This window comes from Lentzea aerocolonigenes, assembly GCF_000974445.1.
Taxonomy (GTDB): domain Bacteria; phylum Actinomycetota; class Actinomycetes; order Mycobacteriales; family Pseudonocardiaceae; genus Lentzea; species Lentzea aerocolonigenes.
The window spans coordinates 340,067-363,965 of the sequence record NZ_BBOJ01000002.1; the positions used below are offsets into that span (position 1 = coordinate 340,067).

2 protein-coding genes are annotated in these 23,899 nt (G+C 70.4%); both read right to left on the reverse strand.

Annotated features, from left to right (window positions below):
- Positions 1-26: 26 nt before the first annotated feature.
- Entirely contained in the window at positions 27-10,052 is a 10,026-nt protein-coding gene (locus tag AOM45_RS05385; protein WP_439646817.1) for an SDR family NAD(P)-dependent oxidoreductase, read from the reverse strand.
- Positions 10,042-23,814, reverse strand: a complete 13,773-nt coding sequence (locus AOM45_RS50590) for a type I polyketide synthase (RefSeq protein ID WP_059362232.1) — start codon at positions 23,812-23,814, stop codon at positions 10,042-10,044. Before AOM45_RS50590 ends, AOM45_RS05385 begins: the two co-directional genes overlap by 11 nt.
- Positions 23,815-23,899: the final 85 nt, after the last annotated feature.

Below are 23,899 nucleotides of genomic sequence, written 5' to 3' on the forward strand. Positions count from 1 at the left end.
CTTCCTCGTCAAGGCTGCTGGACTGGTCACGAAAGGTCGAACTCGGTGTCGATGAGGTCGAGCAGCTGATCGACCGACGCCGACTTGATGTCCGCCTCGGCACCCGCCACGCGGGCGGGTTCCCGCAGCCGCAGCACGAGCTTCTCCAGCCGTTCGGCGATCGCCTCGTGGTCGGCGTCGTCGGCCGCCCGCAGCCCCGCCTCCAACCGGTCGAGCTGGCTCAGCAGCCCGTCGGCGGCGCTGTGCGAGGGCAGCTCGGCGGCGAGGAACCTCGCCACCGCCTTGGGCGTCGGGTGGTCGAACACCAGCGTGGTGGGCAGCCGGAGCCCGGTCATGCCGTTCAACCGGTTGCGCAGCTCGACCGCGGTGAGCGAGTCGAACCCGATGTCCCGGAACTGCTTGTCATTGCCCACCGACGCGGTCGTCGCGTGCCCGAGCACAGCCGAGGCCTCGCCGCGCACGACGTCGATCAGCACCCGTTCCCGTTCCGACGCGCTGAGGCCCGCGACCCGCTGCGCCAGCGTCGGTCCGCTCTGCTCACCCGCGCCGGCGACACCGCGCTGGGACGGCGCGCGCACGAGTCCCTTCAACAGCTCGGGAACCGTGCTGTCGCGCAGTGCGGCGACGTCGATCCTCGCACCGACCACGAGTGCCGCGTCCGCACCGGGCGCGGCGTCGAACAACGCCATGCCGTCCCCCGCCGACAACGGCAGCACACCGCTGCGCCGCATCCGCGCCAGGTCGACCTGGTTCAGGTGGCCGGTCATCTCGCTCGAGTCCGCCCACAGGCCCCACGCGACCGACACCGCGGGCAACCCGGCGGCCCGCCGGTGCTGGGCGAGTGCGTCCAGGAACGCGTTCGCCGCGGCGTAGTTGCCCTGCCCGGCCGAGCCGAGCACGCCCGCGAACGAGGAGTACAGGACGAACGCGTCGAGCTCCCGGTCCTTGGTGAGCTCGTGCAGGTGCCAGCCGGCGTCGACCTTGGGCCCGAGCACACCGCTGAGCTGCTCGGCCGTCATCGACGCGACCACGCCGTCGTCCAGCACCCCCGCGGTGTGCACGACGGCGGTCACCCCGTCCAGCAGCTCCGCGAGTGCGGCGCGATCGGTCACGTCACACGCCACGACGTCCACGTCGGCGCCGAGTTCCAGCAGCTCGGCGAGCAGCCGCTGAGCGCCGGGCGCCGCGGGTCCGCGGCGACTCGTCAGCACGAGCCTGCGCACGCCGTGCTCGACGACGAGGTGCCGCGCCACCAACGACCCCAGCACACCGGTACCACCGGTGACCAGCACCTTGCCGCGCGACGTCCACGGCGCACCGCCACCCGGCGCGCGCATCCTCGCGAGCCGCGGCACGAACAGCTCTCCGTCGCGCGCCGCCAGCTGCGGTTCACCTGTCGCCAGCGCCGCGGGCACCAGGTGCGCGAAGTCGTCGGTGTCGACGTCGAGCAGCACGAAACGGCCGGGGTTCTCAGTCTGAGCGCTGCGCACCAGGCCGAGCGCCGCTGCCAGCCGTACGTCCACATCGGACTCGCCGTCGGTGCTGACCGCGTTGCGCGTGACGAGCACGACCTTCTCGGCGTCGCCCTGCACCACCTCCAGCGTCCGCCGCAGCACTGCGCGGACGTCCGCGACCACGTCCTGGCCGCCCGCGGTGAGCACCTCGACCACATGCGGCTCGGCGGCCGCGCCGCCGGCGGGAGCGGGCACCCAGTCGACGCGGAACACCGTGTCCCTGGTAGCACTGCCGACGCCGCGCAGGTCGTCCAGCGACATCGCCCGCGACACCAGCGAGTCGACGGTCGCCACCGGCGCACCGGTGCCGTCGGCGACGGTCAGCGACGCCTGCTCCGGCCCGGTCCTGCTGATCCGCACCCGCAGCGACGTGGCGCCGGTGGCGTGCACGCTCACCCCGGACCAGCTGAACGGCAACCCCGGCTCCCGGTCGTGGTCGACCACACCGGGCAGCAACGCGTGCGTGGCACCGTCCAGCAACGCGGGGTGCACGGTGAACTCGGGCCGTGCCTCGTCGGCCAGCGCGACCTCGGCGAACACCTCGTCCTCGCGGTGCCACACCCGGCGCAGCCCCCGGAAGGCGGGCCCGTACCCGTACCCCTGTCCGACGAGCCGTTCGTACACGCCGTCGACATCGACCTCGACGGCCCCGTCCGGCGGCCACACCGTCAGGTCCTCGGCCTGCACCGGTTCCACCCCGAGGCTTCCGGTGGCGTGCCGCGTCCACACCTCGTCCCCGTCCGGACGCGAGTGGATCGTCAGCCGCCGCTCGGCGTCCACGACGACCTGCAACGCCACAGCGCCCCGCTCGGGCAGGACCAGCGGTGCCTCCAGCGTCAGGTCCTCGACGCGCCCGCAGCCGACCCGGTCGGCGGCTTGGACCGCGAGCTCGACGAACGCCGTGCCGGGCAGCAGAACCGCGCCCATCACGGCGTGGTCGGCGAGCCAGGGGTGCGTCCGCAGGGAAACCCGTCCGGTCATCACGACGCCGTCGTCCGCCAGCTCGACCGTCGTGTCCAGGAAGGCCGCGGCCGGGGCGATCCAGTACCGTTCCCGCTGGAACGGGTATGTCGGCAGGTCGACCCTCTGCGCGCCCTTGAACAGCACCTTCCAGTCCACGTCGACGCCGTGCACGAAGGCCTTAGCGACTGAGGTCAGAAACGTGTCCATGCCACCGTGGTCACGCCGCAACGACCCGAGAACGAGCCCGTCCGCCGCCGTGGCCTCCACAGTCTCCTCGACACCAACCGCGAGCACCGGATGCGCACTGCACTCGATGAACACGTTGTGACCACTCGACACGAGCCCGCGAACGGCGTCCTCGAACCGCACCGTCTGCCGCAGATTGCGGTACCAGTACGCGGCATCCAGCTCGACGGTGTCGAGCCAGTCGGCAGTGACTGACGAGAAGAACGGAACTTCCGCCGAACGCGGCCGGATCGGCTCCAGAACCTCAGCCAGCTCCGCCTCGATAGCCTCCACATGTGCGGAGTGCGAGGCGTAGTCGACCGGGATCATCCTCGCCTTGACCCCACCCGCCACCAGATCATCCCGCAACGCCTGCAGGGCCTCGATGTCACCCGACACGACCGTCGACAACGGACCGTTCACCGCCGCAATCGACAACCCCTCACGCAACTCCACGTCCACCGCCGCCAACGGCACCGACAACATGCCACCCAAACCCGACAACGCGACAATCGCCCTGCTGCGCAACGCAACCACCCGCGCCGCATCCTCCAGCGACAACGCACCCGCCACATACGCCGCCGCGATCTCACCCTGCGAATGACCCACCACCGCAGCAGGTTCCACACCCAGAGACCGCCACAACGCAGCCAGCGAAACATTCACCGCCCACAAAACCGGCTGAACCACGTCGACCCGATCCAGCTCACCGTCGACAACATCCAGCAACGACCAGCCGGTGAACGGCTCCAACGCCTCATCACATGCCGCCATCGACCTCGCGAACACAGCCGACGAGTCGATCAACCCCTTGGCCATGCCGATCCACTGCGAACCCTGACCGGGAAACACGAAGACTGCCTTGCGCTCGGATGCGGCCTCTCCGGTCGCCACCTCGACGCCATCGAGCAACACAGCCCGGTGGTCGAACAACGACCGCGACGACACCAACGAAAACCCGACATCCACCGGATCCGACCCAGCCACACGACCGTCAGCCCGCACCTGGTCGATCTGAGCGCACAGCGAAGCCGAGGTCCTCGCCGAAAAAATCCACGGAACCCCCACAGGGGGGACCGAAGCCCCCACTCCAAGCGTATCGCCGGGGTCCGACAATTCCGGCCGCTCCGGCAGCACCGTGACAGCCGGAGCCTGCTCCAGAATCACATGCGAATTGGTCCCACTCACACCGAACGACGACACAGCCGCCCGCCGCGGCCGATCCACCGACGGCCACTCCCGCGTCTCGGTCAACAACTCGACCGCACCAGCCGACCAATCCACATACGGCGACGGCTCGTCAACATGCAGGGTCCGAGGCAGCACCCCGTGCCGCAACGCCTCCACCATCTTGATCACGCCGGCCACACCCGCAGCAGCCTGCGTGTGCCCGATGTTCGACTTCAACGACCCCAACCACAACGGCGACGAACGATCCTGCCCATAAGTCGCCAGCAACGCCTCAGCCTCAATCGGATCACCCAACCGAGTACCCGTGCCATGCGCCTCAACAGCATCAACATCCGAAGTGGACAAACCAGCCGACGCCAACGCAGCCCGAATCACCCGCTGCTGCGACGGACCATTCGGCGCCGTCAACCCGTTCGACGCACCATCCTGATTCACCGCCGACCCACGCACCACAGCCAACACCGGATGCCCATTGCGCACAGCATCAGAAAGCCGCTCCACCAACAACAACCCGGCACCCTCACCCCACCCAGTGCCATCAGCAGCCGCAGCAAACGACTTGCACCGACCATCAACAGCCAACCCCCGCTGCCGCGAGAACTCCACGAACGCACGTGGTGTCGACATCAGCGTCACGCCGCCCGCGAGCGCCATCGTGCACTCGCCGGTCCGGAGCGCCTGGATCGCCAGATGCAGCGCGACCAACGAGGACGAGCACGCCGTGTCGACGGACACCGCAGGACCGGTCAGTCCGAACTGGTAGGAAACGCGGCCGGACACGACGCTCGCGGCGTTCCCGGTGACGAGGTACCCCTCGATCCCGGACGCGGACTGCGCGGAGACCGTGGCGTAGTCCTGCCCGTTGCCACCGGCGAACACACCGATCTGGCTGCCGCGCACGGAGATCGGGTCGATGCCGGCCCGTTCGAACGCCTCCCACGCGACCTCCAGCAACACCCGCTGCTGCGGATCCATCGCCAACGCCTCACGCGGCGAGATCCCGAAGAACGCCGGGTCGAACGAAGCGATTCCGTCGACGAACCCGCCCTCGCGCACATAGCTGTGCCCCTGAGCGTCCGGGTCGGGGTCGTACAGCCCCTCGACGTCCCAGCCGCGATCGGTGGGGAATCCCGTCAGCGCGTCGGTCCCGGTCTCCAGGAGCCGCCACAGGTCCTCCGGCGACCGCACGCCACCGGGGAACCGGCAGGCCATGCCGACGATCGCGATCGGCTCGTTCGAGGCTGAGGCCGAGACACCGGCGGGGACGACCGCGGCGGCCTGACCGCCAGAGCTCTCCCGCAGGTAGGCGGCGAGCAGCAGGGGCGTGGGGTGGTCGAAGATCAAGCCGGCGGGCAGCGACAACCCGGTCGCGGTCCTCAGCCGGTTGCGCAGCTCCACCGCGGTCAACGAGTCGAACCCCAGCTCGTTGAACGCGAGCGAGGGATCCACCGCGTCCGCACCGGAATGCCCGAGCACCGCGGCGACCTCGGTGCGCACCAGCTCCACGAGGTCGCGCTCGGACAGCCCGGCCGGCGTGGCGCCGGACGCCTGCCTGCGCACGACGCCGCCGACGAGTCCGCGCAGCACTGCCGGCACCAGGTCGGCCTGCTCGCGCAGCACGCGCACGTCCAGTCCGGCGGGCACGACGACGGCGCTGTCGCGGCCGAGTGCGGTGTCGAACAGCTCCATGCCCTCGGCGTCGGACAACGGCCGGATGCCCGCCCGGGCCAGGCGCCGGAAGTCCCTGTCCGTCAGGCCGTTCGTGATGCCGCCGGACGAACCCCACAGCCCCCAGGCCATCGACACGGCGGGCAGTCCGGTCGCGCGCCGGTGCCGGGCGAGCGCGTCCAGGTAGGAGTTGGCGGCGGCGTAGCCTGCCTGCCCGGCCGTGCCGAGCACACCGGCGAGCGAGGAGAACAGGACGAACGCCTTGAGCGGCAGGTCTTTCGTCAGCTCGTGCAAGTGCCGTGCGCCCAAGGCCTTGGGTGCCAGCACCGCGTCGATCTGCTCGGCGGTGAGGTCGGTGGCGACACCGTCGGCCACGACGCCCGCGGTGTGCACGACGGCCGTCAGCGGGTGATCCTCGGGTACCGATGCGATCAGCGCGGCGAGCGCCTCGCGGTCGGTCACGTCACAGGCGGCGATCGTGACCCGCGCGCCACGCCCGGTGAGGTCGGCGCGCAGCTCCTCCGCGCCCGGCGCGGCCTGGCCACGCCTGCTCACCAGCAGGAGGCTGCGGATGTCGCGTTCCTCCACGAGGTGCCGCGCCAGCAGCGCGCCCAGCCCGCCCGTGCCGCCGGTGATCAGCACCGTGCCGCGCGAGCACCAGGAAACCCGCTCCGCGTCCACGGCACGTGCCCGGACCAGCCGGGGTGCGTGCACCTCGCCCTCGCGGATGACCAGCTCGGGCTCACCGGACGCCACGGCGGCCGCGAGCACCTGACGTGATCGCGGGTCGTCGTCGCTGTCGACCAGCACGATCCGGCCCGTGCTCTCGGTCCGCGCGGATCGCAGGAACCCGAAACCGGCCGCGGTCTCCAGGTCGTTTCGAGCCACCACGACGAGCGGTTCGTCGTCGCTGAGCCGCGTGCGGACGAGTTCCTGGGCCTGCCGCACACTTTCGACGAGCCCACCGGGCAACGCGACCGGCACGACCGCGGGCGCGTGGCCCGCGACCGCCACCGGCACGAGGTCCAGTTCGAACAGCGCCTCGGAACGACCGGCGCGCACCAGGTCGTCCGACGCCGGCCGCAGCTCGACCGACTCGACCGTCGCCACCGGGGAACCCGTGCCGTCGACCAGGAACATCGACACCGCGTTGGGCTTGATGAGCGACAACCGCACGCGCAACGCCGACGCGGCGGACGCGTGCACGGCCACGCCGGACCACACGTACGGCAGCACCATCGGCCCCGCGTCGGTGACCACACCGGGCAGCAACGGGTGCAGCGCGGCGTCCAGCAGAGCCGGGTGCAACGTGAAGGCTTCCCTGCCCGCCCGCAGCGCCTCCGGCAGCTCCACCTCGGCGAAGATCTCCGACTCGTGCCGCCACATCCGCCGCAGTCCGTGGAACGCGGGCCCGTAGTCGTACCCGAGTGCGGCCAGTCGTTCGTAGACGCCGTCGACGTCGAGCTCCAGCGCGTCAGCGGGCGGCCACTGCGTCAAGGTCTCCTGCACCGAGACAGAGCCGGGCGCCAGCAAACCGCTGGCGTGCAACGTCCACGCCTCCTCGCCGTTCAACCGCCCGTGCAACGCCAACGGCCTGTTCCCGGCCTCGTTGGCGCTGCCGACCGTCAGCTGGATCTCGACAGACCCGTCAGCGGGCAACACCAGTGGCACGGCGGAGAACAGCTCGTCGACCCGCCCGCACCCGGCGCGGTCCGCGGCGGCGAGGGCGAGCTCGACCAGTGCGGCCTCGGGCAGCACCGTGGACCCCAGCACCGAACAGTCGGCCAGCCACGGCTGGGCCCGCACCGACAGCCGCCCGGTCAGCACGAGCCCGTCACCGTCGGCCAGTTCGACGGCCGCTCCCAGCAACGGGTGATCCGCGTCGGCGAGCCCGGCCGCGGTCAAGTCACCGATCGGCGTGGCACCCTCGAGCCAGAACCGTTGCCGCTGGAACGCGTACGTGGGCAGATCGACCCGCCGGCCACCGGTGAGGAACGGCAGCCAGTCGACTGCCACGCCCCGCACGAACACGCCCGCCAGCGCCGACAACACCGTCTGAGGCTCGGGCTTGTCGCCGCGCAACGACGACACCGCGACCGCGCCCTCGACACACTCAGTGATCATCGGCGTCAGCACGGCATTCGGCCCGAGCTCCAGAAACGTCGTGACACCGTCCGCCTCGAAAGCCCTGACGGTGTCGAGGAACCGCACGGGTTCGCGCACGTGCCGCACCCAATACTCCGGATCCGTCACGTCGCCGTGCATGGTGATCCGCGGCTCGTGGAAAGCAAGCCCTTCCACGACCTTGCGGAACTCGTCGAGCATCGGATCCATCAACGGCGAGTGGAACGCGTGCGACACCCTCAACCGCTTCGCCCGCTCGAACCTCGCCGCGACAGCGACGACCGCCTCCTCCTCGCCAGAGATGACGACTGAACGCGGCCCGTTCACCGCCGCGATCGCCACACCACCGGACAAGTGCGGCAGCACCTCGTCCTCGCTCGCGACCAACGACACCATCGCCCCACCACGCGGCAACGCCTGCATCAACGACGCACGCGCCGACACCAAGACACACGCATCCCGCAGCGACAACACACCCGCCACATGCGCAGCCGCAATCTCACCGATCGAATGCCCACCCACGAACTCCGGCCGCACACCCCACGACTCGAACAACCGGAACAACGCCACCTCAACCGCAAAAATCGCCGGCTGAGCAAACCCGGTCTCATCCACCGCCAACTCAGGCAACGTCAGATGAGCCAGAACCTCGTCGTAAGCCCGCCGGAACACCGGGAAAGCAGCACACAGCTGCTCCCCCATGCCCACCCGCTGCGACCCCTGCCCGGTGAACACCACACCCAGGCGCCCGTCGGACACCCGGCCGTTCGCGACCTCGACACCGTCCAGCAACACAGCCCGGTGCTCGAACAGCGAACGTGTGGCCGCCAGCGAAAGACCGACGTCCACCGGGTCCTCGTCCGTCAGCTCCGCGATCCGCTCCACCTGAGCCCGCAACGCGGCAGGACTCCGCCCCGACACCACCCACGGAACCCCCACCGAGGGCTCCTCCGGTGACTCCGGCAGTTCCGTTTCGGCCGAAGCCGGTGCCTGCTCCAGGACGACGTGCGCGTTGGTCCCGCTGACCCCGAACCCGGACACCGCCGCACGCCGAGGCCGATCGACCTCGGGCCAGTTCCGCTGCGAGGAGAGCAGTGACACCGCGCCCGCCGACCAGTCCACGTGCGGCGAGGGTTCGGACACATGCAGCGTTCGCGGCATGACACCGTTTCGCAGGGCCATCACCATCTTGATCACACCGGCGACGCCGGCGGCGTGCTGGGTGTGCCCGATGTTCGACTTGACCGAGCCGAGCCACAAAGGCTCTGACCGGTCCTGCCCGTAGGTCGCCAGCAAGGCCTCGGCCTCGATCGGGTCACCCAGCCGAGTACCGGTGCCGTGCGCCTCGACGACATCGACGTCCGAAGTGGACAGTCCAGCGGAGGCCAGGGCCGACCGGATCACTCGCTGCTGGGCTCGCCCGTTGGGCGCGGTCAACCCGTTCGAGGCGCCGTCGGAGTTCACCGCCGACCCGCGCACGACGGCGAGCACCTGCCGCCCGTTGCGCTCCGCGTCGGACAACCGTTCCAACACCAGCAACCCGACGCCGTCACCGAACCCGGTGCCGTCGGCCGCCGCGGAGAACGCCTTGCACCGGGCGTCCGCGGCGAGCCCGTTCTGCCGGGCGAACTCCGCGAACACGGCGGGCGACGACATGACCGTCACCCCACCGGCCAGAGCCAACGACGTCTCACCGGACCGCAGCGACTGCACCGCGAGATGCAGGGCCACCAACGACGACGAGCAGGCCGTGTCGACGGTCACCGCGGGGCCGACCAGGCCCAGCTGGTAGGCGACGCGCCCAGACGTCACGCTCAGCGTGGTGCCGGTGAGCAGGTGCCCCTCGACGGCGTCCGGCGCGTCGGCCACCCGCGGCCCGTACTCCTGGTTGGTGGCGCCGACGAACACGCCGGCGGCGGTGCCGCGCAGCGAGCCGGGCGCGAGGCCGGCTCGTTCGAACGCCTCCCACGCGACCTCCAGCAGCACCCGCTGCTGCGGGTCCATCGCCAGCGCCTCACGGGGCGAGATGCCGAAGAAGCCCGCGTCGAACTCCGCGGCACCGGCGAGGAAACCGCCCTCCCACAACCGGTCCGGAAGGGCGTCGACGTCCCAGCCACGGTCGTCGGGGAACGGCCCGATCGCGTCGCCGCCGTCCACGACGAGCCGCCACAGGTCCTCCGGCGAGGCGACCCCGCCGGGGAACCGGCACGCCATGCCGACGATCGCGATCGGCTCGCTGCTCTGCTCCTCCAGCTCCTGCACTCTGCGCCGCGCGTCGCGGGCGTCGGCGATGGCGCGCTTGAGGTACTCGCGGAGCTTGTCTTCGTCTGCCATCTCTGTGGTCCCCCAGGGCCGATCAGCCGAGATCGTCGACGAGGGCGAAGAGCTCCTCGTCGCTCGCGGATTCGAGGTCGTCGTTGGCGCTCGCGCCGCAGATGTCGAGCAGTTCGCGCAGGCTCGCCGTGATCCGGCCGAGGTCGGCCGTGTCCGCCTGACCTGACCGGAGCACGAGCTTCAGCCGGTCCAGGTCTCCGAGCACGTCACCGGACGGCTGCGGCTCGTCCACGGTGATCTGGTCGCGCAGGTGTTCGGCGAGCTCGGCGGGTGTCGGGTAGTCGAAGACAACCGTGGTCGGCAGCCGCAGCCCGGTGATGCCGCACAGGCGGTTGCGCAGTTCCATCGCGGTGAGCGAGTCGAACCCGAGCTCCTTGAACGCCCGGTCCTTGCCCACCGACGACGTGGCCGCGTGGCCCAGCACGGCTGCCGCCTCACCGCGCACGACCTCGACCAGCACGCCTTCCCTCTCGGCGACGGGCACGCCGGCCAGCTGCTCGGTGAGCGTGGTGCCGGTGCGCTCGGCCGCCTTCGCCACGCCGCGTTGCGGCCGGGCACGCACGAGTTCCTTGAACAGCGGCGGAATCTCGCGCAGTGCACCGAGGTCGAGCCTCGCGGGCACCACCGCGGGTCGTCCGGCCGTGAGCGCGCGGTCGAACAACGCCATGCCCTCGCGCGACGGCATCGGCACGAGACCGGCCTGCGCCATCCGCCGGACGTCCACTTCGCCGAGATGGGCGGTCATGCCGCTCGACTCGGCCCAGAAACCCCACGCCAGCGACACGGCGGGCAGCCCGGCGGCAACCCGGTGTCTCGCCAGCGCGTCCAGGTAGGCGTTGGCCGCCGCGTAGTTCGCCTGGCCCGGCGTGCCGAGCACACCGGCGAACGACGAGTAGAGCACGAACGCCGTGAGGTCCCGGTCCTTCGTCAGCTCGTGCAGATGCCGTGCGGCCTCGGCCTTGGCCCGCCACACCGAGTCGAGCTGATCCGGCGTGAGTGAGCGGACCACACCGTCGTCCAGCACACCCGCGGTGTGCACGACGGCCGACACCCCGTCCAACGCTTCCGCCAGTGCGTCCCGGTCGGCGACGTCGCACGCGACGAGCTCCACGCGCGCACCCAGTTCTTCCAGCTCGGCACGCAGTTCGGCCGCACCGGGCGCGTCCGGACCGCGCCTGCTGGTCAGCCGCAGAGCGCGAATCCCGTGCCGCACGACGAGATGCCGCGCCACCACCGCACCGAGCGTGCCGGTGCCGCCGGTGACCAGCACCCTCCCGCCGATCTCCGCGGGCACCACGAGCACGATCTTGCCGATGTGCTTCGCCTGCGACAGGTACCGGAACGCGTCCGGCGCGCGCCGGACGTCCCAGGTCGTCAGCGGGAGGTGCCGCAGAGCGCCGCTCTCGAACAGGCCGAGCACCTCGACGAGCATCTCCTGCACCCGGTCCGGACCGGCGTCGAGCAGCTCGAACGCGCGGTACCCGACGCCGTCCGGCATCTGCGCGGCGTCCCGCAGGTCGGTCTTGCCCATCTCGACGAACCGGCCGCCGCGCGGCAGGAGGTCCAGTGACGCGTCGATGAACTCGCCCGCCAGCGAGTTGAGCACGACATCGACACCACGTCCACCGGTGACCGCGAGGAACTCGTCCCGGAAGCCGACGGTGCGCGAGTTCGCGATGTGGTCGTCAGCGAAACCCATGGCGCGCAACGTGTCCTGCTTACCAGGGCTGGCGGTGCCGAACACCTCGGCCCCGAGGTGCCGGGCGAGCTGCACCGCGGCCATGCCGACACCACCGGTCGCGGCGTGCACGAGCACCGACTGGCCGGCGCTCAGCCCACCGAGATCGACGAGCCCGTAGTAGGCCGTCAGGAACACCACCGGCACCGACGCGGCCTGCGTGAACGTCCAGTCCGCCGGCATCGGCGCGAGCAGCCGCCGGTCAGCGACCGCCGCAGTCCCGAACCCGCCGTTCAGGAAGCCGAACACCCGGTCACCGACCGCGAGATCGGTGACACCGGGACCGACCTCCAGCACCACGCCCGCGCCTTCGCTTCCGGGCAGGGCCAGCGGGTTCGGGTACATGCCGAGCGAGATCAGCACGTCGCGGAAGTTCAGGCCGGCGGCCCGCACGGCGATCCGGACCTGCCCCTCGCCCAGCTCGTCCGCCACCTCGGGACACGGTGCGAGCACGAGGTTGTCGATCGTGCCGCGCTCAGTCAGCGCGAGCCGCCACTCACGCGCACCGGCAGGCGGCGTCAAGGTCTCCCCCGCCGTCGTCCGCACCAGCCGCGGCACGAACACCGTCGTGCCCCGGACCGCGAGCTGCGGCTCACCGGTGGCCACGGCGAACGGCACCGCGTCGTCCGCGGTGCTGTCCACGAGCACGAACCGCCCGGGATGCTCGGTCTGCGCGGTCCGCACCAGTCCCCACACCGCCGCGCCCGCGAGGTCCACATCGGACTCACCGGCGACCGCGACGGCGTTGCGGGTCACCACGACGAGCTTCGACTCCTCGTCGCGCAACGTCTCCTGCACCAACCGCAACGCGCGCTTCGTCGCCTCGAGAACGTCCTCGTGCCCGAAGAACGCGACCGGGTGGTCGTCCGCACCTTCGCCCGGCGGCACCTCGATCCACTCGACGTGGAACAACGAGTCGTCCCGCACCCCGAGCTCGCCGGTCAGCTCGCGCAACGCCAGTTCCTCGACCGCGGCCACCGGCGCACCGGAGCCATCGGCGATCGTGAGCGCCACGGTGTTGTCGCCCGTCAACGACAACCGCACCCGCAACGACGTGGCACCGGTCGCGTGCACGCTCACGCCGTTCCAGGAGAACGGCAGCACCAGCGGCGCGTCGTCGTCGAGCAACAACGCGTGCAGCGCCGCGTCGAGCGCCGCGGGGTGGACCGTGAACCCGCCGGCCTCGATCGGCAGTTCGACCTCGGCGAACAGATCGTCGCCGCGCCGCCACACGCGTGCGAGACCCCGGAACGCCGCGCCGTACTCGTAACCGCGCCGTGCCACCCGTTCGTAGAGTTCGGTGACGTCCACCTGTGCCGCCCCCGCGGGCGGCCACTCGGCGAGTGGCTCACCGGCCCGCGCGCCCTCCGCGAGCACACCGGTCGCGTGCCGCGTCCAGGACTCCTCGCCCTCGGGCCGCGAGTGGATGCCGATCCGCCGCTCGGCGTCGACGACGACCTGCACCTGCACGGCTTCCGCGGCGGGCAGCACGAGCGGCGCTTCGAGCGTCAGCTCCTCGACCACGTCGCAGCCGACCTGGTCACCAGCCGTCACGGCCAGCTCGACGAACGCCGTGCCGGGCAACAGGACCGTGCCCCGCACCGCGTGGTCGGCGAGCCACGGGTGCGTCCGCAGCGAGATCCGCCCGGTCAGCACCACCCCGTCACCGGCGAGCTCGACCGCCGCGCGGAGCAACGGGTGCTCGGTCGCGGTGAGCCCCACCGACGACACGTCGCCGAACCCGGCAGCCGGAGTCAGCCAGAACCTCTCGTGCTGGAACGGGTACGTCGGCAGGTCGACCCTCTTCGCTCCCTTGAACAGCACCTTCCAGTCCACGTCGACACCGCGCACGAACGCCTTGGCGACTGAGGTCAGGAACGTGTCCATACCACCGTGGTCACGCCGCAACGACCCGAGAACGAGCGCGTCCGCCGCCGTGGCCTCGACGGTTTCCTCGACACCGACCGTCAGCACCGGGTGCGCACTGCACTCGATGAACACGTTGTGGCCGTCCACGATCAGGCCGCGGATCGCGTCCTCGAACCGCACGGTCTGCCGCAGGTTCCGGTACCAGTACGCGGCGTCGAGTTCCTCGGTGTCGATCCATCCGGCGGTGACCGAGGAGAAGAAGGGCACGGTTGGGGTCGTCGGCCGGATCGGTCCGAGCACGTCGGCGAGTTCCGCCTCGATCGCCTCCACGTGCGCGGAGTGCGAGGCGTAGTCGACCGGGATCATCCTCGCCTTGACCCCACCGGCCACCAGGTCATCGCGCAACGCCGTCAGGGCCTCGATGTCACCCGAGACGACCGTCGACAACGGGCCATTCACCGCCGCGATCGACAACCCCTCACGCAGCTCTACCTCGGCCGCCGCCAACGGCACCGACAACATGCCACCCAAACCCGACAAAGCGACAATCGCCTTACTGCGCAACGCAACCACCCGCGCGGCATCCTCCAGCGACAACGCACCCGCCACGAACGCCGCCGCGATCTCGCCCTGCGAGTGACCCACCACCGCGGCAGGCTCAACCCCGAGCGAACGCCACAACGCCGCGAGCGAAACGTTCACCGCCCACAGGACCGGCTGAACCACGTCGACCCGGTCCAGCTCACCGTCCACAACATCCAGCAACGACCAGCCCGTGAACGGCTCCAACGCCTTGTCACACAACGCCATCGACTCAGCGAACGCAGGCGCGCTCTCCAGCAACTCCCTGGCCATGCCGATCCACTGCGAACCCTGACCGGGGAACACGAAGACTGCCTTGCGCTCGGATGCGGCCAGTCCGGTCGCCACCTCGACGCCATCGAGCAACACAGCCCTGTGCTCGAACAACGACCGCGACGACACCAACGAAAACCCGACATCCACCGGATCCGACCCGGCCACACGGCCATCCGCCGACAGCTGGTCGATCTGAGCGCGCAGCGCCGCTGGGGTCCCCCCGGAAACAACCCACGGGACCCCCACAGGGGGGACGGAAGCCCCCACTCCAAGCGTATCGCCGAGGTCTGACAATTCCGGCCGCTCCGGCAGCACCGGAGCCTGCTCCAGCACCACGTGAGCGTTCGTGCCGCTCACACCGAACGACGAGACGGCAGCCCGCCGCGGCCGATCCACCGACGGCCACTCCCGCGCCTCCGTGAGCAACTCGACCGCACCAGCCGACCAATCCACATACGGCGACGGCGCGTCGACGTGCAAGGTGCGTGGCAACACGCCGTGGCGCATCGCCTGCACCATCTTGATCACGCCGGCCACACCCGCAGCAGCCTGCGTGTGCCCGATGTTCGACTTCAACGACCCCAACCACAACGGCGACGAACGATCCTGCCCATACGTCGCCAGCAACGCCTCAGCCTCAATCGGATCACCCAACCGAGTACCCGTGCCATGCGCCTCAACAGCATCGACATCCGCGCCCGACAACCCAGCCGACGCCAACGCAGCCCGAATCACCCGCTGCTGCGACGGCCCGCTGGGAGCGGTGAGCCCGTTCGAGGCACCGTCCTGGTTCACCGCCGACCCGCGCACGACGGCGAGCACCGGATGCCCGTTCCGCACAGCATCAGAAAGCCGCTCCACCAACAACAACCCGGCACCCTCACCCCACCCAGTGCCATCAGCAGCCGCAGCAAACGACTTGCACCGACCATCAACAGCCAACCCCCGCTGCCGTGAGAACTCCACGAACGTGCCGGGCGTGGCCATGATCGCCACACCACCGGCCAACGCCATGTCGCACTCACCGGACCGCAGTGCCTGCACTGCGAGGTTGAGCGCCACCAACGACGACGAGCACGCCGTGTCCACGGTGACAGCGGGACCGACCAGCCCGAAGGTGTACGAGAGGCGCCCGGACACCACGCTGCCCGCACTACCGGTCAGCAGAGTGCCTTCGAGCTCAGCGGGAACGTGCCGCAGCGGAGGCGCGTAGTCGTGGTACATCGACCCCGTGAACACACCGGTCCTGCTGCCTCGCATCGAGGCGGGGTCGATGCCGGCCCGTTCGAACGCCTCCCACGCGACCTCCAGCAACACCCGCTGCTGCGGATCCATCGCCAACGCCTCACGCGGCGAGATCCCGAAGAACGCCGGGTCGAACTCGTCGGCGTCGTACAGGAAGGCACCGGAACGGGTGTAGGTCTTGCCGATCCGTTCGGGGTCCGGGTCGTACAGGTCGTCGGCCCAGCCCCGGTTCTGCGGGAACTCGCCGACCGCGTCGACGCCGTCGGCCACCAGCTGCCAGAGGTCCTCCGGCGACCGCACGCCGCCGGGGTAGCGGCAGCCCATGCCGACGATCACGACAGGGTCGTCGTCAACGGGGCGCGAAGGCGTGGCGACGACGACTTCGCGCTGTCCCACCAGTTTCCCGGCGAGGAAGTCCACGACCGCCCCCGGCGTCGGGTAGTCGAACACCAGCGTCGTCGGCAGTCGCAGTTCGGTGGCCGCGTTCAGCCGGTTGCGCAGCTCGACGGCCGTGAGCGAGTCGAAACCGATGTCGCTGAACGGCCGGTCGAGCTCCACCGCCGACGCACCCGAGTGGCCGAGCACCTCGGCGACCAGGCCGCGCACGAGGTCGACCAGGGCTTGCCGCCGTTGCGACGGCGGCAGGCCGGCAAGACCGGCGGCGCGCGTGGCCGTGCTCCGGCCGCGCCGCACCCGTGCCCGCGCGAGTCCGCGCAGCAACGCCGGCACCTCACCCCTGACGAGGTCCAGCCGCGCCGGCACGACGAGCGCGCGGTCGTTGCCGACAGCGGCGTCGAACAGCGCCATGCCGTCCTCTGCCGACAGCTGTGCGACACCGGCACGGGCCATGCGGGAGACGTCGTTGTCGCTCATGGCACCGGTCATGCCGCTGTCCGCGGACCACAACCCCCAGGCGAGGGACGACGCCGGCAACCCGTGGGCACGCCGGTGCTGCGCGAGCGCGTCGAGAAACGCGTTGGCGGCCGCGTAGTTCGCCTGACCGGCGGCACCGATCAGGCCGGACACCGACGAGTAGAGGACGAAAGCGGTCAGCTCGCGGTCCGCGGTGAGCTCGTGCAGATGCCTGGCCGCTTCGGCCTTGGGCCGCAGCACCGCGTCGACCTGCTCGGCCGTCATCGCCGTCACGACGCCGTCGTCCAGCACACCCGCGGTGTGCACGACGGCGGTCAGATCGGGCACCGACGCGAGCAGCTCGGCGAGCGCGTCGCGTTCGGCGACGTCACACGCCATTACCCGCACCTCAGCGCCCAGCGCTGTCAGCTCGTCACGCAGCTCCACCGCGCCCGGCGCGTCCAAGCCCCGCCTGCTCACCAGCAGCAACCCGCGAACTCCGTGCTCCACCACGAGATGCCGGGCGGCCAGCGCACCGAGACCGCCGGTGCCACCGGTGATCAGCACGGTGCCGTCGGGGTCCCACGACGCGGACCCGGCGCCGCGAGCACGGGTCAGCCGAGGCGCGAACAGCTGCCCGCCGCGGATGGCGACCTGCGGTTCCCCTGAGGCGACGGCGGCGGCCAGCGCCTGCCGCGACAGCTCGTCGTCATCCAGGTCCACCAGCACGAAACGGCCGGGGTTCTCGGTCTGCGCCGTGCGCACCAACCCCCACACGCCCGCGGCCGCGGGGTTCACGTCAGCCCGCTCGGACACCGCGACCGCGTCACGGGTCAGCACGACCAGCGTTCCGTCACCGTTGTCGAGCCAGTCGCGCACCACGGTCAACGCGTGCAACGTGACCGTCCGCAGCTCAGTGCCACCGATCTCGACGTCCGCGAACGAGTCGGCGCGAGTGTCGCAGGACACCGGCAGCCAGTCGACCGTGAACAGCGAACCGTTGTCCCGCAACGACTCCTTGGACACCGGAAGCAACGCCAGCGATTCGACAGTCGCCACCGGTGCGCCGGCGCCGTCGGCAACCGCGAGCGACGCGGCGTCCTGTCCGATCATCGACATCCGCACCCGCAGCGAGGCCGCGCCGGCCGCGTGCACGCTCACGCCGGACCAGGCGAACGGCAGCACCACCGTGCCGGAGTCGTCCAGCAGCAACGGGTGCAGTGCCCCGTCCAGCAACGCGGGGTGCACCGCGAACGCGCCTGCCTCACCGGGCAGTTCGACCTCTGCGAACAGGTCGTCACCGGCCCTCCAGGCCCGCCGCAGCCCCTGGAACACCGGCCCGTAGTGGTAACCGCGCGCGGCCAGCCGCTCGTACACGCCCTCGAGATCGACCTCGGTCGCGCCCGCGGGTGGCCACGCGGTCAGGTCAGCACCTTCACCCGCACCGGTGCCGAGCACACCGGCGGCGTGCCGCGTCCACGCCTCCTCCCCTTCGGGACGCGAGTGGATCGTGAACGCGCGATCCCCGCCGACCACGACCTGCACCTGCACCGCCCGTTTGGCGGGCAGCAGGAGCGGTGCCTCCAGGGTCAGCTCCTCGACGACGTCACACCCGACGTGGTCACCCGCCCGCACCGCCAGCTCGACGAACGCCGTGCCCGGCAGCAACACCGTGCCGAACACGGCGTGGTCGGCGAGCCACGGGTGCGTCCGCAGCGAGATCCGCCCGGTCAGCACCACCCCGTCGCCGGCGAGCTCGACCGCCGCACCGAGCAACGGGTGGTCAGCCGCCACGAGTCCGGCGGCCGACACGTCAGCGGCGGGCTCCTGCTCCAGCCAGTACCGTTGCCGCTGGAACGGGTATGTCGGCAGGTCGACCCTCTTCGCGCCCGTGAACAGCACCTTCCAGTCGACCTCGACACCGCGCACGAACGCCTTGGCGACTGAGGTCAGGAACGTGTCCATGCCACCGTGGTCACGCCGCAACGAGCCGAGAACGAGCGCGTCCGCCGCCGTGGCCTCCACGGTTTCCTCGACACCGACCGCGAGCACCGGATGCGCACTGCACTCGATGAACACGTTGTGACCACTCGACACGAGCCCGCGAACGGCGTCCTCGAACCTCACCGTCTGCCGCAGATTGCGGTACCAGTACGCGGTGTCGAGTTCCTCGGTGTCGATCCAGTCGGCAGTGACTGACGAGAAGAACGGAACTTCTGCCGAACGCGGCCGGATCGGCTCCAGAACCTCAGCCAGTTCCGCCTCGATCGCCTCCACGTGTGCGGAGTGCGAGGCGTAGTCGACCGGGATCATCCTCGCCTTGACCCCACCGGCCACCAGATCGTCACGCAACGCCGTCAGGGCCTCGATGTCACCCGAGACGACCGTCGACAACGGGCCGTTCACCGCCGCAATCGACAACCCCTCACGCAGCTCTACCTCGGCCGCCGCCAACGGCACCGACAACATGCCACCCAGACCCGACAACGCGACAATCGCCTTGCTGCGCAACGCAACCACCCGCGCCGCATCCTCCAACGACAACGCACCCGCCACACACGCCGCCGCGATCTCACCCTGCGAATGACCCACCACCGCAGCAGGCTCCACACCCAGAGACCGCCACAACGCAGCCAGCGAAACATTCACCGCCCACAAAACCGGCTGAACCACGTCGACCCGATCCAGCTCACCGTCCACAACATCCAGCAGCGACCAGCCCGTGAACGGCTCCAACGCCTTGTCGCACAACGCCATCGACTCAGCGAACGCAGGCGCGGTCTCCAGCAACCCCCTGGCCATGCCGATCCACTGCGAACCCTGACCGGGGAACACGAACACCGGCCGACGAGCCACGGCCTGACCACTCGCTACTTCAACCCCGTCGAGCAACACAGCCCGGTGCTCGAACAAGGACCGCGAGGTCACCAACGAGAACCCGACATCCGCCGGATCCGACTCCGCCACACGGCCATCCGCCGACAGCTGCTCGATTCGAGCGCGCAGCGCCGCTGGGGTCCCCCCGGAAACAACCCACGGAACCCCCACAGGGGGGACGGAAGCCCCCACTCCAAGCGTATCGCCGGGGTCCGACAATTCCGGCCGCTCCGACAGCACCGTGACAGCCGGAGCCTGCTCCAGAATCACATGCGAATTGGTCCCGCTCACACCGAACGACGACACAGCCGCCCGCCGCGGCCGACCCACCAACGGCCACTCCCGCGCCTCCGTCAACAACTCGACCGCACCAGCCGACCAATCCACATACGGCGACGGCGCGTCGACATGCAACGTGCGTGGCAACACGCCGTGCCGCAACGCCTCCACCATCTTGATCACACCAGCCACACCAGCAGCAGCCTGCGCATGCCCGATGTTCGACTTCAACGACCCCAACCACAAAGGAACAGAACGATCCTGCCCATACGTCGCCAGCAACGCCTCAGCCTCGATCGGATCACCCAACCGAGTACCCGTGCCATGCGCCTCAACGACATCAACATCCGCGCCCGACAACCCAGCCGACGCCAACGCAGCCCGGATCACCCGCTGCTGCGACGGCCCGCTGGGAGCGGTGAGCCCGTTCGAGGCACCGTCCTGGTTCACCGCCGACCCGCGCACGACGGCGAGCACCGGATGCCCGTTGCGGACAGCATCAGAAAGCCGCTCCACCAACAACAACCCGGCACCCTCGGACCACGCGGTGCCGTCGGCGGCGCCCGCGAACGCCTTGCACCGCCCGTCCACGGCCAGCCCGCGCTGTCGCGAGAACTCCACGAACATGCCCGGTGTCGACATGACCGTGACACCGCCCGCGAGCGCCATCGTGCACTCACCGTTGCGCAGCGCCTGCACCGCCAGGTGCAAGGCGACCAACGACGACGAGCACGCCGTGTCCACGGTCACCGCGGGCCCGACCAGGCCCAGTTGGTAGGCGATCCGGCCGGACATGACGCTGGCCGTGGCGCCGGTCAGGACGTGGCCCTCAATGCTCTCCGGCGCCTCGTGCAGGCGCGGGCCGTAGTCGGTCGCGGTGGCGCCGACGAACACGCCGGTCTGGCTGCCGCGCAACGACTCCGCGTCGAGGCCCGCTCGTTCGAGCGCCTCCCACGCGACCTCCAGCAGCAGTCGCTGCTGGGGGTCCATGCCCAGTGCCTCGCGCGGCGAGATGCCGAAGAACCCGGCGTCGAACGAGGCCACGTCCTCCAGGAAGCCGCCGTGACGCTGGTAGGTCTTGCCCGTGCGTTCCGGGTCGTCGTCGTACAGGCCGTCGACGTCCCAACCGCGGTCGGCCGGGAACGGCGTGATCGCGTCCACGCCGTCCGCGACCAGCCGCCACAGCTCGTCCGGTGACACCGCGCCACCGGGATAACGGCACGCCATGCCGACGATCGCGATCGGTTCGTCCGATGTGGACAGTTGCGGGGTGTCGGTGTGAGTACGGGCGCCGGACAGCTCAGCGTCCAGGTGCTCGATCAACGCGGCCGGTGTCGCGTAGTCGAAGAGCAGGCCGGATGCCAACCTCAGTCCCGTGGCGGCGGCCAGCCCGTTGCGGAACTCGACGGAGGTGATCGAGTCGAAGCCCAGTTCTCCGAACGGCCTGCGCCGGTCGACGACCTTGCCCTCCGGATACCCCAGCGCGGTGGCGACGTGACCGAGCACGAGGTCCGTCACCGCACGCAGCCGCTCGGGGCCGGCCAGACCCGCCAGCCCCGGTCCGGGCTTCTCCCGCGGCGCGGGTTCGACGCCGATCCAGTGCCGTTCCCGCTGGAACGCGTACGTGGGCAACTCGACCCGGCGCCCACCGGCGAGGAACAACGACCAGTCGACCTCGGCACCGCGGACGAACACACCGCCGAGCGCCGCCACGACCGTCGTCGTCTCCGGCCGATCGGCCTTCATCGACGCCACCGCCACCGCGTCCTCGACGCAGTCGGCGATCATCGGAGTCAGCACCGCGTTCGGGCCCAGCTCCAGGAACGTCGTGACACCGTCGGCCTCGAAAGCCCTGACGGTGTCGAGGAACCGGACCGGCTCGCGCACGTGCCGCACCCAGTACTCGGGGTCGGTCACGTTGCCGTGCATGGTGATCCGCGGCTCGTGGAACGTCAGGCCGGCGACGACCTCCCGGAACTCGTCGAGCATCGGATCCATCAACGGCGAGTGGAACGCGTGCGACACCCTCAACCGCTTCGCCCGCTCGAACCGACCGGCCACCGCGAGAACAGCGTCCTCCTCACCGGAGATCACCACCGAACGCGGCCCGTTCACCGCCGCGATCGCCACACCACCGGACAAGTGCGGCAGCACCTCGTCCTCGCTCGCGACCAACGACACCATCGCACCGCCACGCGGCAACGCCTGCATCAACGACGCACGCGCGGAAACAAGCCTGCACGCGTCCTCAAGACCCAACACACCCGCCACGTGCGCGGCCGCGATCTCACCGATCGAATGCCCACCCACGACGTCGGGCCGCACACCCCACGACTCGAACAACCGGAACAACGCCACCTCAACCGCGAAAATCGCCGGCTGAGCAAACCCGGTCTCATCCACCGCCAACTCAGGCAACGTCAGGTGAGCCAGAACCTCGTCGTAGGCCTGCCGGAACACGGGGAAGGCGGCACGCAGCTGCTCCCCCATGCCGGCGCGCTGCGACCCCTGCCCGGTGAACACCACACCGAGGCGCCCGCCGGACACCTCACCGGTGGCGACCTCGGCCCTGTCGAGCAGCACAGCCCGGTGTTCGAACAGCGACCGCGTGGTCGCCAGCGAGAACCCGACATCGACCGGATCGAGCTCCGGCGGCAGTTCGAGGACCCGCTCGACCTGAGCGCGCAGCGCCTCCGGGGTCCTTCCCGACACCACCCACGGAACCTCCACCGGCACCGAAGCCGGTGAGTCCGGAGCCTCCGCGGCGGGCCACTCGGTCACCACGACGTGGCAGTTGGTGCCGCCCATGCCGAACGAGCTGACCCCGGCGGTCAGCAGCGCGTCGGGCCGGGGCCACGGCGACAGGGCGTCCTGCACGGTCAGGTTGAGCTCGTCGAGCGGAATCCGGGGGTTGGGCGTCGAGAAGTTGAGGCTGGGTGGCAGCTCCCGGTGCCGCAGGCTGAGCAAGGTCTTGATCAGGCCGGCGATCCCGGCCGCGGCCTCGAGATGCCCGAGGTTCGTCTTCACCGACCCGACGGCGAGCGGTGCACGGCCGCTGCCGAACACGGCACCGAGCGCGGCGGCCTCGATCGGGTCGCCGACCGGCGTTCCGGTGCCGTGCAGCTCGACGTACTGCACCTCAGAGCCGTCGACGCCCGCGCGACGCAACGCGGCCTGCACGACGGAGCGCTGTGCGTCGGCACTGGGCGTGGTCATGGTGGCCGCGCCGCCGTTGTTGACCGCACTGCCGCGGATGACGCCGAGGATCCGGTCGCCGTCGGCCACGGCACGGGAGAGCTTCTTGAGCAGGACAGCGCCGCCGCCCTCGCCGCGGACGTAGCCGTTGGCGCGCGCGTCGAAGGTGTAGCAGCGGCCGTCCGGTGAGAAGCCGCCCCACTTCGAGGAGATGATCGAGCTGTCGGCGAGCAGGCTCAGGTTCACGCCGCCCGCGATCGCCGTGTCGGACTCGCCGGTGCGCAGGCTCTCGCACGCGAGGTGCACGGCGACCAGCGACGACGACTGGCCGGTGTCGACGACGAGGCTGGGGCCGGTGGCGCCGAGGAAGTGGGACAGGCGGTTCGCGATGATCCCCCGGTGCACGCCGGTGAACGCGTGCTGGCCGGCGATTTCCAGGGCATCGCGGTAGACGAGCCGCGCGTAGTCGTCCCAGATCGCGCCGACGAACACGCCGAGGCGGGTGCCCGCGATCGAGGAAGGCACGATTCCCGCGTCTTCGAGCACTTCCCAGCCGAGCTCGAGCACGAGGCGTTGCTGCGGGTCCACGAACGCGGCCTCACGCGGTGAAATGCCGAAGAAGTCGGCATCGAACCTGTCGACGTGCTCGAGGAACGAGCCCCACTTGGAGTTCATCCGGCCCGGCATCGACCGGTCGCTGTGGTAGTGCGCGTCGGCGTCCCACCGTCCGGCGGGCACCTCGGTGATGACGTGACGGCCGTCACGCAGCACATTCCACAGGTCGGTGATTGCAGGCGCCTGAGCGAACCGGCAGGACATGCCCACCACGGCGACGGCCGCATCGGTGTCGAACGCAGCCGAATGCGCACTGGAACCAGACATCTGAGAACCCCCGGGATGCTTGAAAGGCCATGATTGGCTCGCCGGAAAGAACCGACAACCCCTAGTTGGCACCCCAGAAAACCCC